Annotated in this window: 12 protein-coding genes; 1 reads left to right on the top strand and 11 read right to left on the bottom strand. The window is 43.8% G+C overall.

Annotation, left to right across the window (positions count from 1 at the left end):
- The first annotated feature begins 46 nt into the window (after positions 1–46).
- Entirely contained in the window at positions 47–919 is an 873-nt protein-coding gene (locus DWX26_RS11755; protein ID WP_022461248.1) for an AraC family transcriptional regulator, read from the top strand.
- 1 nt (position 920) lies between these two features.
- Here DWX26_RS11755 and DWX26_RS11750 read toward each other — a convergent pair whose 3' ends face one another.
- The 11 genes from DWX26_RS11750 to DWX26_RS11700 form a co-directional block, all read right to left on the bottom strand.
- Positions 921–2,033, bottom strand: a complete 1,113-nt coding sequence (locus tag DWX26_RS11750) for a Gfo/Idh/MocA family protein (RefSeq protein ID WP_022461249.1) — start codon at positions 2,031–2,033, stop codon at positions 921–923.
- 182 nt (positions 2,034–2,215) lie between these two features.
- Positions 2,216–6,484, bottom strand: a complete 4,269-nt coding sequence (locus tag DWX26_RS11745; RefSeq protein ID WP_118601475.1) for an FtsX-like permease family protein — start codon at positions 6,482–6,484, stop codon at positions 2,216–2,218.
- A 4-nt stretch (positions 6,485–6,488) separates the two neighbouring features.
- Positions 6,489–7,193 (bottom strand): ABC transporter ATP-binding protein, encoded by a 705-nt coding sequence (locus DWX26_RS11740; protein ID WP_022461251.1) that lies wholly within the window; start codon positions 7,191–7,193, stop codon positions 6,489–6,491.
- 125 nt (positions 7,194–7,318) lie between these two features.
- On the bottom strand, positions 7,319–7,522 hold the full coding sequence (locus tag DWX26_RS11735; protein WP_147345116.1) for a hypothetical protein: 204 nt from the start codon (positions 7,520–7,522) through the stop codon (positions 7,319–7,321).
- Between the two features lie 192 nt (positions 7,523–7,714).
- The gene (locus DWX26_RS11730; RefSeq protein ID WP_022461252.1) at positions 7,715–9,238 is read right to left on the bottom strand and encodes a glycoside hydrolase family 43 protein; all 1,524 of its coding nucleotides are present in this window, start codon (positions 9,236–9,238) and stop codon (positions 7,715–7,717) included.
- 13 nt (positions 9,239–9,251) lie between these two features.
- Positions 9,252–11,468 carry a beta-glucosidase BglX gene (gene bglX / locus DWX26_RS11725; protein ID WP_022461253.1) on the bottom strand — a complete coding sequence of 739 codons (2,217 nt, stop codon included), beginning with the start codon at positions 11,466–11,468 and terminating at the stop codon, positions 9,252–9,254.
- Positions 11,469–11,470: 2 nt separating this feature from the next.
- Positions 11,471–13,036, bottom strand: coding sequence for a DUF5597 domain-containing protein (locus DWX26_RS11720; protein ID WP_022461254.1), 1,566 nt, complete (start codon positions 13,034–13,036; stop codon positions 11,471–11,473).
- Between the two features lie 10 nt (positions 13,037–13,046).
- Positions 13,047–13,925, bottom strand: a complete 879-nt coding sequence (locus DWX26_RS11715; protein WP_238061562.1) for a carbohydrate ABC transporter permease — start codon at positions 13,923–13,925, stop codon at positions 13,047–13,049.
- Positions 13,915–14,823 carry a carbohydrate ABC transporter permease gene (locus tag DWX26_RS11710; protein ID WP_022461256.1) on the bottom strand — a complete coding sequence of 303 codons (909 nt, stop codon included), beginning with the start codon at positions 14,821–14,823 and terminating at the stop codon, positions 13,915–13,917. The genes DWX26_RS11715 and DWX26_RS11710 overlap by 11 nt, the downstream gene beginning before the upstream one ends.
- 92 nt (positions 14,824–14,915) lie before the next feature.
- Complete coding sequence (locus DWX26_RS11705) at positions 14,916–16,217, bottom strand: ABC transporter substrate-binding protein (protein WP_022461257.1); 1,302 nt, start codon at positions 16,215–16,217, stop codon at positions 14,916–14,918.
- 67 nt (positions 16,218–16,284) lie between these two features.
- Positions 16,285–17,385 (bottom strand): LacI family DNA-binding transcriptional regulator, encoded by a 1,101-nt coding sequence (locus tag DWX26_RS11700; RefSeq protein ID WP_118601474.1) that lies wholly within the window; start codon positions 17,383–17,385, stop codon positions 16,285–16,287.
- Positions 17,386–17,630 lie beyond the last annotated feature (245 nt).

Below are 17,630 nucleotides of genomic sequence, written 5' to 3'. Positions count from 1 at the left end.
TTCTGTTGTATAATACCGTTTATCAGATACGGAGGATTCTTTTGCCATGAAAAACGATTCGACTTCTTTTTTCGAAAACAATCATTTTGCTAACAGCTATGTTTACGATATCTCTATTTCGCATGTCCCCGCCTATTTCGGTCTGCACTGGCATCACTATATTGAAATTGTGCTTGCACAGGATGACGGCATTATCTATGAAGTAAATGGAGAAACCTTTCCGCTAAAGCCCGGTGATCTTCTTTTTATCTGGCCCGGCGAGCTGCACGCTGTTTCCACAATCAACAGAGAACATCGCCTGATCATGCTTCAGCTCGATGCAGATTTTCTGGAAAAACGCGTGGATTTCCAGTCTGTTGCTTATCTTTTTTATCAGATCCGTCTTCTAAATCAGAACAACTTCCCGGAAATCGAAAAACTCCGCGGATTTCTGACAGAGCTGCGCAGGCTCTCCCTCTCCGGTATCAGTTTTTCCGAGCTGCGCGGATGCGTTCTGCTGTATCAGTTTTTTATTCTGCTCGGCGAAAATCTCTCCGTGCCGACCGAAACTGCCGCACCGCAAAAAACAGGCCATTCCGCACAGGTACACCGCCAGATGATTGCTGCATGTACCTGGATCTCGAGTCACTGCACCGAACCGGTTTCCCTGGAAGAAGCATCAAAGGTCGCCGGATTCTCCCGCTGCCATTTTTCCAAGCTGTTCCGCGCATACACCGGCCTCTCCTTCACGGATTTCGTCACCAGGGAACGGCTCCATATCGCCGAAAACCTGTTAAAAAAACCGGATCTCACGATCACCGAAGTGTCGCTCGAATCCGGTTTTAACAGTATTTCTACGTTTAACAGAGTCTTTTTGAAATCAAAAAATGTAAGCCCTACCGACTTCCGTCAGATGTACCTGCAATCCTATCAGAAATAGGCTATGAATTCGGCATGGCCTCCGGTCTTTCGCAGGTGGATGGAACCTTCTCAAATGCACCCGTTTCCGCACTCTTCATAATCTGATCGATCGTATCGAGTACGTGATATGCCATTTTGGCATTCGCACGGTTTAGTCTGCCCTCTGCAATTGCTTCTGCCATCTCGGACGGACCGAGGCCGCGGCTGTTTTCGCTGTAGGCAAAGCCATAATCCAGCACTTCCGGAACTGCCTGCTGTGTCCAGTCCTTCACGCCCGGAATGTAGACGATATCGCCGCCGAAATTGTTCGGGTCCACCAGCTTTAAAATACCTTTTTTGCCGTAAATTGTGAATACCGCCTGATCGTTGATGGTGCTGTCGCCATTGACACAGAATGTGCCGGTCACGCCGTTTTTCATTTCCAGAATCGTGAAAGCCTGGCTCTCATTGCTGTAGTCAAATTCCTGGCCGTATTCCGGGCTGTCCGGGACGACATTGACGCGCTTCGGCGCAAGGTTGCGCACGGAGGAAACGACACGGTCCACCGGGCCGAAAAGGCTGACGATGGCGGTCAGATAATAAACACCGAAATCGTAGCAGATACCGCCTCCCGGCATCCGCAGAAAACGGAAGATGCTCGCCAGCAAATCAAGATCGCGGTTTGCGCATGCTTCGAAAGATGTCACCTCGCCGATCAGCCCGTCGTCGATCGCTTTTCTTGCGGTCTGCAGTGCCGATCCAAGGAAGGTGTCCGGTGCGGAACCGAGATAGAGATGTTTCTCCTCTGCCAGCTCGATCAGTTTCGCTGCCGTTTCCGGTGCGAGGGTCATTGTTTTTTCAGTGTAAACGTGTTTTCCGGCTTCCAGTGCCTGACGGATCAGCCCCTCGTGGGTCGGTGCCGGTGTCAGAATGACTACCATTTCAATCGACGGGTCTGCCAGAATTTCCTCGTAGGTACAGCCCTTGATGCCATACTGCTCTGCTTTCTTTTTCGCATGTTCAAGATGGCCTGCGCAGCATGCTGCTACCTCAAGATTCTCAAAGTTATGAATCATGTTCGTCAGATAAATATCACTGATCGCTCCGCAGCCGACAACGCCGACTCTCATTTTTTTCGTTTCTGTTGTTCCCATTTGTAAAAATCCCCTTTACTCTTTGTTTTTTGATTCTGTTCTGATAAAAACCCTTATCTTTTTTATACAACGAAATGTCTGAAAAAACAAGCATTCCGGCTCATATTTCACTTCAAAATAAAAAAACCGCCCACGGTTTCTGCAGATTCTCTGCATCACCGCGGACGGCCTTTTTCTGTTGTTTACTCCACGCTTTTCAGCGATTCAATCATATCAATTTTTCTTAACCGGTAGAACATCATAAAGTTGACGAACAGGGCAAACGCCAGGGTAATCAGGGCGCTCCAGCCGTAGCTCCGCGGGAACACGTTTCGTCCGAACATCATCATATCGACCTCGACGGTCTGAATTACGCAATGATGTAAAAACGTTCCAATTCCCATGCCCGCGATAACGCCGAACAGTGTCAGCACCATGTTTTCCCGGTACACGTACGATGCCACCTCGCCGTCGAAGAAGCCGAGCACTTTCAGCGTTGCCAGCTCTCTCTGTCGTTCGGTGATGTTGATGTTGTTCAGGTTGTACAGCACCACAAACGCCAGCAGGCCCGCCGATACGATCAGCACCACGATGACGATGTCGAGGGAACGAAGCATGTTGTCAATCTGATCAATCAGGTCGGATGTGAACGAGATTGCCGCTACACCGTCGTACGTCATGATTTTTTCTCCGAGTGCTGTCTCATAATTGCTCGACGTGTCCTGATATTTCATCAGAAGCTGGTTGTAATCCGGCGCTCCGCCGAACAGCTCCTCGTAGAGATCCGGGGCCAGATACAGATAATGGCGCACGTAGTTTTCGACGATGATCGAAATCTTTACGTCCACAATATCGTCGCCTTTTTTCAGCTGAACCGTGTCGCCTGCTTTTACGCCGAGCATCGTTGCTGTCTTTTCGCTGATGGCTGCGCCGCCGTCGGTCGGGAATTCGTAAACTTCTCCGCTTTTCCGGTCTCGGAAGGCATAGAAGTCATTGAAATTCGTCAGTTCTTTCGGCACTTCAAGCACTGCATCCACGGTCTTTTTGTCGGTCTGCAGTTCGATGTTCTGGCAGTACATTTCCAGCAGCTCATCGATGCCGCTGTGGTTTTCCAGATCGGTCTGCAATGCTTCTTTTTCGGATTCATCCACATCTGAATTCAGCACAGCATTCGCCTGATAGGTGAAGAGGCTGACGAACTGGTTTTTCGCAATCGCGGTGATGGAATCCTGAAGGCCGAAACCGACGAGGATCAGACCCATGCATCCGCCGATTCCGATAACGGTCATGAAGAATCGTTTTTTATACCGTACCAGATTCCGCACGGTTGATTTCTGCGTAAAGTTCAGATGTTTCCAGAGTACGCCGATACGTTCCAGGAAAATCCGTTTGCCGTTTTTCGGTGCTTCCGGCCGCATCAGCTCTGCCGGACCTGCGGCGAGTTCTTTGTAGCATGCCGCGATCGTCGCCACGCCGGTGCAGGCTGCACTCGCCAGAATCGCAAGGCCTCCCTGCTCCCAATTCAGCGGGGTCATGTAATACGGGAGTCCGGTATACAGCATGCCGTAGGCATTCATAATAACCCAGGGCAGGATTTTTTCTCCAACCACCACGCCCGCGAGAGCGCCGGATACGGTGGAGAGCATCGCGTATGCGAAATATTTAAAGGCGATCACGCCGTCGGAATAACCGAGGGCTTTTAACGTTCCGATCTGCTGACGCTGTTCCTCGATCATTCGTGTCATCGTCGTCAGGCTGACGAGAGCAGCCACGAGGAAGAAGATAACCGGGAAGAATTTTCCGATATTCGAGATACGGCCGGCATCCTGACCGAAGCTCTCAGTTGACGTTACCTTATCCCGTCCCCAGACGTACCACGTTGGTTTTTTCAGGTCTGCGAGTGTTTTCTCACCGTCCGCAATTTCCTGCTTCGCATCCGTGATTTCTGGTTCGGCGTCGGCTTTTGCTTTTTCGTATTCGGCTTTGCCGTCCTCAAGTTCTTTTTCTTTATCGGCAATTTCCTGTTTCGCATCCGCAAGGGAGATTTTTCCGTCGGCGATTTCCTGTTTCGCGTCGGCAAGCTGGGTTTCACCGTCGGCAATCGTCTGCTTTGCTTCGGCGAGCTGACTTTCTCCATCGGCGATCGTCTGCTTTGCTTCTGCTAACTGGGTTTCGCCGTCGGCGATCGTCTGTTTCGCGTCGGCGAGCTGACTTTCTCCACTGGAAATTGTCTGCTTTGCAGCGGCAAGCTGGGCCTCACCCGACTGAATCGTCTGTCGGTACGATGCAATCTGCTGTTCCCCATCAGCAAGCTGGGCTCTGGCAGCCGCAAGCTGAGTTTCTCCGTCTTTTAATTTACTGCGGTTCGTCTCAATCTGAGCTTCTCCGTCGGCAATCGCTGTTTTGGCGGATGCAAGCTGGGCTTCGCCATCCTCAATCTGTTTCTGATAAGCTTCTGCCTGTGCTTCTCCATCCTGAAGCTGGGCAAGAGCCTCTGTAATCTGAGCTTCGCCGCTTTCCAGTTCTTCTTTTGCAGAAGCAATCTGTGCCTCGCCTGCGGTGCATTCCTGCTCTTTTTCTGTTAATTGTGCATCTGCAGCGGCAAGCTGACTTTCTGCGTCGGTAATCTGAGCTTCTGCAGCCGCAAGCCGGGCTTCCGCATCAGCGCTTGCTGCTTCAAACGCTGCGATGTTTTGTTCCAGAAATGTTTTCTGCTCCTGCATCGTGAAAAGCTGCTGTGCTAACTCTGTCTGCTTTGCTTCCAGTGCAGTTTTCTGTTCCAACAGAGATACATATGCTTCATCTTCCTCCGTCAGTCCGTCAAGCTGAGCCTCAATCACCTCGATCTGACCAGTCACTTCTGTCTGCGCAGCCTCCACCATCGGAAGCTGACTGGAAATCTGGGCTAACTGATCCTTGGCTGTCTTATACTGACTCTTCTGTTCTTCATACGCTGCCTTCTGCGCTTCATACTGTGTGCGTCCTGCAGCGGTTTCTGCTTTCTTGTTGTCCAGTTCCTCGCGTGCAGCGGAAAGCTGCTCCTTTGCAATATTCAATTCCGTTTCTTTTTCGGAAAGCTGCTCTTTTGCAGTATTCAGCTCTGTCTGCTTCCGAGTCAGTTCGGTTTTTGCCGCCGAAAGCTGCGTCATTTTTTCCTCTAACTCTTTTTTGCCGGATGCCAGTTCTGTTTCTTTCTCTGCAAGCTGTGCTTTTCCGTCGGAAAGTTCTTTCGCTTTTGCCTCAAGTGTGGTTTTTCCACTTGCAAGTTCATCGGCTTTCTGATTCAGCTCCGCTTTTCCGCTTTCCAGCTCTGCCGCCTTTGCTTCCAGCGTCGCTTTTCCGCTCGCAAGTTCCGCCTCTTTGTCTTTCAGCGTTGCCTTGCCGGATGCCAGTTCCTGCTCTTTATCGGCGATGGTTGTTTTCGCACTGAGAAGTTCCTGCTCTTTGTCTGCAATGGTCTGTTTTCCGTCAAGGAGTTCCTGTTCTTTCTCAGCAATCGTCTGCTTTCCATCAAGAAGCTCCTGTTCTTTGTCCTTTAACGTCTGTTCGCCGTCGAGAAGTTCCTGCTCTTTGTCCGCAATCGTCACTTTCGCGTCGGCAAGCTGCTGTGCACCGTCATCCAGCTCTGTTTTTGCGTCCGCTAATTTCTGCTCTGCATCAGCGACCTGCTGTTTTGCATCATCAATCTTTTCCTGTCCTTCGGTTTTGACTGCCGTATACCGCCGGTCGCACGCCGCATCCTCGAGCGCTTCAATCTTCGTCTGTACAGCCTTCACCGTCTCATCATATGCATCGCTGTAGCTCGCCTCTTCCTGTGCGCCGTCCGCCTGGACGTAAATCTCTGTATAGAGATCCGAGGTAAATGTCTCCGGAAGCAGCAGTGCAAAACTGTTGATGCTTCCATTTCCAATCGAGCCCGTTCCGCGGTTCAGATCCATATAATAAGGGAGCGTCGCCGAACCAACAATCGTAAACGTATCCCCGGTCAGCGAATCTGAGAGCGGATCCTCCGTTCCGGAAGTGAACGTTACCTGATCCCCGATCTCACAGCCGGAACTTTTCAGAAACTGCGTATCAACAAGAATTTCATCCTCTTTCTCCGGCATCCGTCCCTCGACCACGCGCGGCTCATTCACACCGTCCGTCAGCGCAATCAGTTTCACAACCTGCTCGCTCTCGCCGATGTCATGCAGCACTTCCACCGTCTTTCCGCCGTAAACCGCTTTCACACCGTCCGTCTTCGCGATATCCGCCAGATCATCGTCCGTCAGCCCCAGCGTTCCAAGAACTTTCAAATCCATATAATTTACTTCATCATAATACCGGTCCGCCGAAACCTTCATATCTCCTTCCGCCGACCGGATGCCCGAGAAAAACGCCGCGCCAAGAAGCACGATGAAAAAGACTGACAGAAACCGCCCCTTGTTCTTTGTGATTTCCCGGATAAAGTCTTTTCGAAATGCTCTCATCATCCACCTACCATTCTATCTCTTCCACCGGCGTCGGGTTCTCATTTGTTTTCATGCCCGCCACTTTCCCGTTTCGGATTTTAATCACGCGGTCCGCCATCGGTGTCAGCGCCGAGTTGTGAGTGATGACAATGACCGTCATCCCCTTCTCCCGGCAGGTATCCTGCAGCAGCTTTAAGATCGCTTTTCCCGTCACATAATCGAGCGCGCCGGTCGGCTCATCGCAGAGCAGCAGTTTCGGATTTTTCGCCAGCGCACGCGCAATCGCCACACGCTGCTGCTCCCCGCCCGAAAGCTGCGCCGGGAAGTTATTCATCCGTTCTTCCAGTCCAACCTCCGCAAGTACCTCCGACGCATCCAGCGGATGCTTACAGATCTGCATCGCCAGCTCCACATTCTCGAGCGCCGTCAGGTTCTGCATCAGATTATAAAACTGAAAAACAAACCCAATATCCTCCCGCCGGTACTGGATCAGATTCTTGCCGCGGTACTTGCTGATCTCCGCTCCGTCCACCAGCACCTTCCCCGAAGTCGCCGTATCCATTCCACCGAGGATATTCAACACCGTCGTCTTCCCCGCACCGCTCGGTCCGACCACAATCACAAACTCACCCTTTTCCACATCAAAGCTGATCCCATCCGCAGCCTTGATCGTAACCTCACCCATTTGATAGGTCTTGGTTACATCCTGAAGACTCACATATCCCGCCATGTCGCCGTGTTCCTCCCATGTAAAAAATCGATATTTCCTATTTCTTTTATTGTATCAATCTACAGCCGCGGCGGCTAGTCCTAAGTGGGCGAATTTACTGTTTTTTTATAAATGGCATCCCCCCTTTATTTCAATACTGCCCTGATCATATATCTTATCCCAACCAGAATAATCACCACAGGCATCAGTGCATTGATCCATGCCCAGGTATTATTTAAAAATGCCGTAATGATAAATTCTCTGTACTTCACACAACTGACAATTACCAGCAGACCTCCGGCCGCAATCCATCCGAATAAAAATCTTTTGATCACTGTCCATACTGTCACCGTACCAAAATCCATGACGCTCTATAGCAGAATTACAGAGAAGGAAGGCGATCTTCTTCTGAAAGAGATGATACGAAATACACTTACTTATCTGCCAGGGAAATGGAAAGACTCTTAAACAAGTAATCTTCTATAAACTAAAACACAGCATCGACTGTTTCTTAACAATCGACGCTGTGTTTTTATTTTTAATTATTCATCCAATACCTTCACATTAAATTCCTGGAAGGTACCACGTCCATTCTCTGCAAACAGACCAATATATGTTCCCGTAAACGTCATGGTTTTCGTGCTCTCTGTACAGAGTCCTACCGTTAATCCTGTTCCTAGCATCTGGAAATTTTCTCCATCCAGACTATATGAAAATGTATAATAAGTTTTATCTGTTTCAAGCCTAAGCGTAATATTTTCTCCTCTTGGAATTTCCGCACTTGCTGTAACCACAAAAATGTCATGAATATGCTTTGCAAGACAGACTTTATACTTTTCCTGTTCCCTTGTCAGATATATTTCATAATGATAAGAATCATTATAAAATGCTGTCAATCCAGCTCTCATTCCTTGCACATCTTCTGCTGAAACTTTTACTACAGTTTCAGTATAAAACCCCTTTTGTCGAATTCCAATCCATGTAGGGCTCTTAGTTTCATTTAAAGTTACCTTTGTACCTTCCAGGCATAACATCTTCTCTTCCGGATACAATTTATAATTCTTCATTTCGGGATTTCTCAGAAAATTATATTGCAGTTTAAATTTACCATCCGAAAAATTATCATGGAAATTTCTATTTACCGGTTGCACTTCTCCACCCGGAAGCGGACCATCCATAACAGTTGAAATCAAACCATGATTTCCTACAACCGGCCAGCCAGCCTCTGTCCAAACGACAGGTGTAAGAAATGTTTCTCTTCCAAGATTATGAAGCAATACCCTCCTATTTTCATCTGAACAGGTTCTCACTGCCAGACACACCAACCACCAATTTCCATTGTGATCTTCCATTATGTCTGCATGGCCTGTACAATAAATCTCCTCTCGCATGTCTTCCTTGTGAGATAAAATCGGATTATGTGGACATGGTTCATAAGGACCATAAGGACTATCTGCTCTTTGCATTGTCTCCATATGTCCATATTCCGTGCCGCCTTCCGCCAACATAAGGTAATATTTTCCAAACCATTTATATAAATGCGGTCCTTCTGGATATCTTCCACCGCATCCACGGTTAATACACACACTCTCCGTCAATTTTTCTCCTGTAAAAGGATTTACCTCACATAAAAATATACCAGCCCCCTGTTCATCTGAAGTTGTAGATACAAAATATACTTTATCACCATCAAACAATAACGACGGATCTATTCCTCCCTGATCTACCCATGCCGGTTTTGACCATCCTGACTTCATATCTTTTGTATGTACGATGAAGTTTCCCTTTGATGTAACATTTGTTGTTATCATAAAAAATGTTCCGTCATGATAACGAATCGTTGGTGCAAAAATTCCCCCTGAAGGTCTGCTCTCTTCCAACGGAAGCTGTTCTTCATCCGTCAGACAATATCCTTCCAATTCCCAATTCACTAAATTTTTGCTGTGATAAACCGGCACTCCCGGAAAATACTCAAAAGATGAGTTCACAATATAATAATCTTCTCCAACTCTGCATATAGATGGATCCGGATTATAACCGGAAATAATAGGATTTCTGTATTGCATAATACACCTCTTTTTAACCTTTCAATAATTCAAATACTTTACATTCTTCCACTTCACTGCTATTTCCGATAAACACCTCAAATTTTCCCGGTTCACTTCCAAATGTATTGTCCGCTCTTAGGAAGCGAAGCATTTTTTCGTCCACTGTAAAGCACACTTCTTTTTCTTCTCCGGCATTTAATATTACTCTTTCAAAACCCTTCAGCTGTTTTACAGGGCGCACTACACTTCCTGCAATGTCATGAATATAAAGCTGCAAAGTTTCTGTACCTTCTCTGTCACCGGTATTTTTTACTTTTACAGATACCGTAACAGATTCACCCGGCTTCATAACCGTTTTACTTAGCTCTAAATCTGATATTTCAAATTGGGTATATGTAAGGCCATATCCAAAAGAATACAGTGGTTTATTCGGCATATCCAGATATTTCGAGACATAGCGATCCTTATCTTTTCCAGGATGATGTCTACGTCCGGTAGGAAACTCATCATAATGGACAGGAACCTGTGACACGCAATATGGAAAGCTCATTGGCAGCTTTCCTGCAGGCGAAACTGCACCTCTTAATACTTCCACAATAGCAGCTCCTCCCATAGTTCCGGGCATCCAGACTTCCAATATTGCCTTCGCTCTTTCTTCCAATATGCGAATATCTAATGGTCTTCCATTAAATAATACTACGGCAATTTCAGAATTCACCTCCGAAAGTGCCTCAAATAATTCCTGCTGAATCTTAGGAATTTCTATAATTCCTTTACTGGTAGCTTCGCCCGACTGCAGAAAATGTTCTCCTATAGCCAATACAACCACATCTGCTTCTTTAGCCGCCCGCAGTGCTTCTTCCTTCATTTTTTCACAATCTTCCTGTGAGAATTTTTCTTCTGTATAATTTGCAAACCCTTCTAATTTTACATCTTCGGAAAGAATTGGGCATCCCTGAGCATAAACAATTTCATAATCTGCAAGTTTCTCTTCCGCCGCATTTTTTATTGTTATTACATCCTCCGGATTTCCTGTAAAAGACCATCCTCCCAACATATATCTTCTGTCTATATACGGTCCAATCATTGCAATTTTCTTCTTTTTATCCAATGGCAGAATATTATCTTTATTCTTTAATAGAACAAAAGAATTTTCTGCTGTTTTTTGAGCCAATTCTCTGTGTGCTTCACTAAGTATGCAAGCTTTAGCCTTAATTTCATCAGCACCCTTATATGGATTTTCAAAAAGCCCAAGGTCATTTTTCAACTTCATAATACGCCACGCACATTCTTCAATTAGTTCCACACTAATACTTTTGTCTTTTAAAAGTGCAGGTATATTTTCCGGATAAGTACCTGACATCATATCAATGTCTACTCCTGCCTCAAGAGCCTTTTTTGTTGCATCTGCCCTGTCTTCTGCTGCCCCATGGTTTACACACTCCCCAATGGCACCAAAATCAGAAATCAATACACCATCAAACCCCATCTCTTCTCTGAGGATATCCCTCATAAGCCACTTATTTACACTTGCAGGAATTCCATTAATCGTATTAAAAGACGTCATCACTAACGCACTTCCCGCCTCCACAGCCTCTTTATATGCTGGAAGATAAAAATCACGAAAAGTCCTTTCTGATACTTCCACTGTATTATAGTCTCTTCCTGCTTCTGCACCGCCATACCCAGCAAAATGCTTTACGCAAGCCCCCAGTTTCTCCCCGCCACTGATGTCTGCACCTTGATATCCTTCCACCATTGCCCTTGCATATAATCCGTTCAAATATACATCTTCTCCAGTGGATTCCATTACCCTGCCCCATCTAGCATCCCTTACCAAGTCTACCATAGGTGAAAATGTTATATGAAGTCCATCTGCAGCGCCCTCTTTTGCCGCCATAGCCGCACATTCTTTCACAAGATCCGGCTGAAAAGTTGCTCCCTGAGCTAATGGAATTGGATATACTGTTTTATACCCATTAATAATATCCAACATAAATACAAGTGGAATATGGTGTGGATGAGCTTCCATATATTTTTTTTGAATCCTCTTTATCTTTTCCGCCCCCATAGTACCTAACACAGTTCCAGCAAGCTGAATATCTTTCTCTGTAATTCCCATTTCCTGCATAGGACCTGATATTACGGCCTCATCATCATACATAGCACCAACCGTCTGAAACAATTGACCAGCTTTTTCTTCTATTGTCATATCGTCAAATAGTTTTTTTAATTCTCCGATTTCCACTACTAACCCTCCTTCTCATCTGTAGTTTCTTTACAATAAATATAATGGCGTACTTCTGCATATTGTCCAAATCCAGACATACTTCTTTCATCCCCGTTCAGCACACGTCCAGAACTCCATTTTCCATTATCAAAAAAACCTTCCTCGAGACATATAATGGTAATACAGTCATGACTACTTTTTTTCGGCAAAAGTCTAATGTCAGTATTATATCCTACAGCCCAAAATTCACTTTCATTTTCTTCTATAATCATCCCTGCACACCCTGGCCTTTCATTTCCTTTTGGTCTGTAAGTCAGTTCCAAATCGCAGCCAGACAAAGAAACAATCGTACCTCTTTCATGCTCATTTCTACACATAAATGCATGTATATTTTCTGTTCCTTTAAATCGAAAATATAATTTTTGCATATTTTTCAAAATTTTATATGTTTCTTTGAGGTATTTTCCTGTTTCTATGCTTGTGAAGGCCAGTACATCTATTTGAAGTTGTTCAAGAAGCTCTTTATCCTGTTTTTGGCGTGTATCTTCCATAAGTCCTTCTATCCCAAAAGGCGAAAAACCAATTGCCCCATATTTCCCAAAAGCATAAAAAGCATTGCTAGCTGTTACCGGATCTCGCCTTGCCTCAGGTATAAACAATGGATTCCCTTCCGTTGCATATTCTTTACATACCCCTTCAAAATCAGAAAGGTATATATCCGGAGCAAAAACATCTATGCTTTTTGCAATATTTCTCCATATTTTTTTATTTCTCGCTATAGGTCCTCCTGATGGGTAATTTCCAGGTCTATCCGGAAACTGATTCAGCCAGGCATTCACATACATCGGAAGTTCATATGCCCTTTTTCCTGCTGCTGCTATGTATTCTACTGCCTGTGCATAATTCCATGCCATAAACATCTCTGCTGCATCCGACTGAAACACTTCACTCCATGTCCCTGATATACCATATATTTTTTCCAGTTCTTCTGGGATATTACTCCTAAATTGCTTCTCTGCTTCTTTTGAATAATCTCTATCTGATTTCAAAAAACCAATTTCATTTTCCACTTGTACCATGAGAACTGTCTGTGATTCTGCATCAATATCTTTCAATTTTTTCATAAAAACCGTAAATGCTCTTGCATCCGCTTTTACTGCATTTTTACAAAGAGGTGATATCGTCTGAGACAATTCTCCCCCTTTATATCTTGCTCTGAAAAATCTCCCGCTATCTCTTTTTACCCAACCTGGAACATAAGTACTTTCTCCATTTTTCCAAAGGCCAAACCACAGTAGTATCAACTTCATTTTTTCTCGTCTCGCCTGGAAAATCAGTTCTTCTAACAAAGAAAAATCATAAACTCCCTCTTCTTTTTCTATATTTTCCCATGCTACAGGAAGAAGAACTGTGTTTAGATTTAGTTCTTTTAATCTGGGCCATACTTGCTTTTCCATATACTGTAGATTACTGGAACTCGAGTTATGAAGCTCACCTCCAAGAATTAAAAAAGGTTCATCATTTACATAAAGTGTTCCAAAACCCTTTTCATCTTTTTTAATCTCTATAGTCTTTTTCATTGGCATTTCTGTAACATCATCCTTTCAAGCCTGACATTTTAATACCCTGTATAAAGTATTTCTGACAGGTTGCAAATACAAACAGTACCGGTGTCAAAGATACCAGTGCCATTGCCATCATCTGTCCAATCTGTACATTTCCCTGTGATCCCTTAAAGAACTGCAGACCCACTGCTATCGTGAATTTCTCAGATGAATTCAGATAGATCAATGGATTAAAGAAATCATTCCAGTTATATACCAGTGCCATTACCAGTACAGCCAGCATGACCGGTTTTACCGCTGGCAGCAATATCTTCGTAAATACCTGCCAGGAATTCGCCCCATCAATCTTAGCCGCTTCATCCAATTCCTTCGGAAGCGTTCTAAAGAACTGAATAAAAAGGAAAATGTTAAAAGCTCCCCCTCCCAGCCAACTTGGAATAATCAACGGCCAGAATGTATCAACCATTCCCAGTTTATAATACAGCAGATACTGTGGAATCAGAGTCACCTGGGAAGGCAACATCATGGTTCCAAGAAGAATCATGAATAAGACCGGTGATAATCTGGATTTAAATCTCGCAAAACCATACGCTACTACTGAGGAAGAAAATACAGTCCCTATCGTAGCCAAAAATGTTACGACTGCTGAGTTCTGGAAGAACATACCAAAATCTGCACCCTTCCATCCCTCGATGAAATTCTCCAGCGTCGGATTCGCTGGCAGCAATGACGGCGGCATTTTATAGATATCGGATGTTTCTTTAAAAGAAGTGGATATCATCCATATAAAAGGAAACAAACAAACAATAGCTGCCGCAATCAGAATCGTGTATGTGATAATTCTTCCTATAAGTTTTGCTTGTTTTTGTGATCTTGTTCGCATATATTTCTTCCTTTCATCAATCATCATAGAACACCCAGTACTTGGATGTTGAAATCACTACCAGTGTAATCACCATAATTACAACAAATAAGCTCCATGCCATCATGGATGCATATCCCATTTTTCCATAAAGGAATCCGTTGTTATACATATGTATCGCTGCTGTATAAGTACTGTTAAGCGGTCCTCCATTAGTCAAAATCAATGGCTGCTGGAATACCTGGAAAGCTGCAATGATCGTTACGATCAGATTGAAATAGATCGTCGGGGTACATAACGGCAGGGTAATGGAAAAGATCTGGCGTATCGCACCTGCGCCGTCGATCTGTGCACTTTCATAATAAGACTGTGGAATATCCTGAATTCCCGCCAGCATGATGATGATATTATTTCCTATCGTCCACAGGGACAGGATCACGATTGATATCATTGCAATATTTTTATCTCCCAGCCAGTTCACACCTTTTATTCCAAACAGTGATAACACGTAGTTGATAATTCCATAATCCTTCTGATATATCCATCCCCACAAGATTGTTACTGCCACACCAGAGGTGATGTATGGAATGTAAAATGCTGTCCGGAAAAATCCCAGTCCTTTTACTTTCTTGCTAAGCAGCAGTGCCACAAAAAAAGCAAGTATAATACTACTTGGTACAAACATCACCACGTATTTCAGGGTATTTATAAATGCTTTTATAAACAGTGGATCATCCGTAAATGCATACTTCAGGTTCTCTAATCCAATAAACTTCCCTACCCCGGTTAAATTCATATCTGTAAACATCAGATAAAAAGAATATACAATCGGGTATAATGTCAGCACAAAAAATCCAATCAGCCATGGTGCTGTATATAAGTAAAAATTTCTGGCCTCCCGCCGTTTCATGGCTGAATATACTTTTTTTCCTTTTGGTTTTTTCACTCTTCTTCGCCTCCGTAAATAGAATCTGCCAGTAGCTGAATGAACAAGAAGGTGCTGCATATCGTTCGCAACACCTTCTTGTGATTTAACATTTAGTTTCCATTTGCTTCATTAAATGCTTTTTCCAGTGCCGGATAGTATTCATTGATCGCCTCATCAGCACTCTTACCATCAATGGTTACTGCCTGCCAGATCTGGGTCCATACATCTCCAGGTGCTGCATATGCACCGCCCCAGATATTCAGTTTTGCATCAGAAAGCCCTTCTAGGTATGCGCTGTTATCAATCGGACCATATGTCAGTTCTTTATAGTAACCCTCTGCAACGCTCTTACAAGCTGTCATTCCTGCACGGCATGTTTCCTTTGCCATGTCTTCATTTTCATAAGATGCCTCTTTCAAGAATGTCCATGCAGCATCTTTATTTTCAGAATCCTTCAGCATGGCATATCCTGTTGCGTATAAAAGATTGTTTTTTCCACCGTCCGGAACTTTCGGCATGGATACAACATCCCAGTTAAAGTTTTCACCGATCTCTTCTGCAATCAGCTTTGTCTCAAATCCGCCTAATGTATACATTGCCGCATGGCCGGATACAAAAAGCTGTTCTTTCGGAAGACTCTTGGCTGCTGTATCATCAGGCATTGCACCGCTCTGGATCATATCTCCGAATAAATCCAGACCATCTCTGACTTCCTGTGAATCGATCTCACATGTTGATAAATCATCTGAGTATGCATTTCCGCCTTTACAGATGATAGACAGCGGCGGATCTATCCAGTGGTTAACAATACCGAATGTAGCATCTGCGCCTTCGCCTCCGGCAAATTTCTTCGCTGCTTCCGCCACATCATCCCATGTCCATTCTGCTGTCGGATACTCTACGCCAAACTCATCGAACATGTCTTTGTTATATGCCAGTACAAAACAGTTCTGGAGCAGAGGCATACCTTCCAGTTTTCCATCCGGGCGGTAATAAGGATCCATCATGCCCTCTGTAACTACAGAATCTAAATCCACCCCTTCTTTTTCCACATATGGATTTAAATCTTCATAATAATCGGTGTATAATCCGTAATAATCCGGTGACATCTGGATGACATCCGGACCTGTTCCTGCTGACAGGGCTGCAGTCATCTTCTGATCCCATACATGATCGGCTGTAGGAATGACAGAATGTTCCACTTCGATCTCAGGATGTGCTTTCTGAAATGCTTCAACAGCTGCTTCCCTTGATTTCTTCTCCTCATCTGCTCCCCATGACCAGATAACAAGTTTCTGTTTTTCTTTTCCTGCTTCTGTTTTTTCACTAGATTCTTTGGTTCCTCCACATGCTGCCAGACCTACGGTCATGATCCCTGCAAGTGTCAATGCGAGTACTTTTTTTAACTTCATTTTCCTTCCTCCTAGTGTTTATTTTCTCTATATCAGCCGAAACTGCGCGCTTTTTCCGGCAAATATTCTACTTTAAGTCCTTTACTGTCTCCCCCTCTAAAATACCGTAGGGAGAATAATTCATATATTTATATTTTTTCCCTTCCAGCATATCGATTAATACTTCTACACATTTTGCTCCTTGTCTTTCAGGATAAATGGACATTGTGGTCAACTTAGGTTTAAAATGATTTCTTGTAAAAATACCATCAATTCCCATAACCGATATATCTTCGGGCACTCTCAAGCCTATTGCTTGTAAGCCAGCAATAAATCCCTGAGCTAAATCATCATTAAAACATATAAGTGCCGTTGCTTTATACTTTGAACTTTTATACAAATTTGCTGCTTCATATCCAACTTTGAAAAGATCATAATATACAAATCCTTCTGATTCCGATTGATAAGGACCTAAATATCTGTAATCTTTTTTCTTGTTTTCCTCTTCTGGTTTTCCACAGTTTATAATATAGTGTTCATAGTTAGTCTCTACCCCTCCCCCTAAAAAAATTGATTCCATCTTCATACGTTCCTTCCAGGCTTTATATCTGGAATTTGCATATCCGTAATCAAACGGAAGGAGCATTCCTATCTTTTTATGTCCTTTCTGTATAAGATAATCAATACTGGCATTAATTATTTTTTGATTCTCAATAACTACCGAAGGCATTGGTTTAGCAAATATCGCCGACGGGTCAAAAGATATTGTTACCGTAGGCAGACGATAATTTTTTCCTACTGTTTCAGCATAATCCTGTGCTACATTTTCTGTCGGAAATATAATTCCATCTGCCAAGATTTTTTTTACTGATTCAAAATCATAATCTTTTTGAAGTAAAAGATGATATCCCCTTTCTTTCGCTGTCTTCGCCATTCCATGATACATTTGATTATAATAGGCACCTGTCAGATCATTGCAAAAAAATATTATCTGATATGTTCTTCTTGTTTGAAGAGCCATAGCTATCGGATTTGGAATATATCCCAGTTGCTCTGCTATCTTAATAATTTTTTTCTTTTTTTCTTTGTCGACATATCCACTGTTATTAAGTACTCTTGAAACAACAGACACCGATACGCCTGCTTTTTCTGCCACATCTTTTCTAGTAATATTTTTTTCTGCAGACATATTCTATTCATCTTTCTTTCTCGTTATATTGTTCTTGTCTTGTTACAAGCATCATTTTATCTGTATATGTTATTTTGTTCAATAAGCAAAAATGTGGTCACGTATCCATATGGTATTTCGCTATTAATAATTATATTTTCGACAATTACCCTCTCCATTTTTACCATGCAAAACTACTTATTCTTTGTTTTTACTATAAATGAGCAAATATCGAATTTTGCACAAACTTATCCCACAAACTTAAA

The organism is Blautia sp. AF19-1 (genome assembly GCF_003479155.1).
In the GTDB taxonomy this organism is placed as follows: domain Bacteria; phylum Bacillota; class Clostridia; order Lachnospirales; family Lachnospiraceae; genus Fusicatenibacter; species Fusicatenibacter saccharivorans.
Note: the sequence above shows the minus strand (reverse complement) of the source record. Positions and strands in the feature narration are given on the sequence as shown.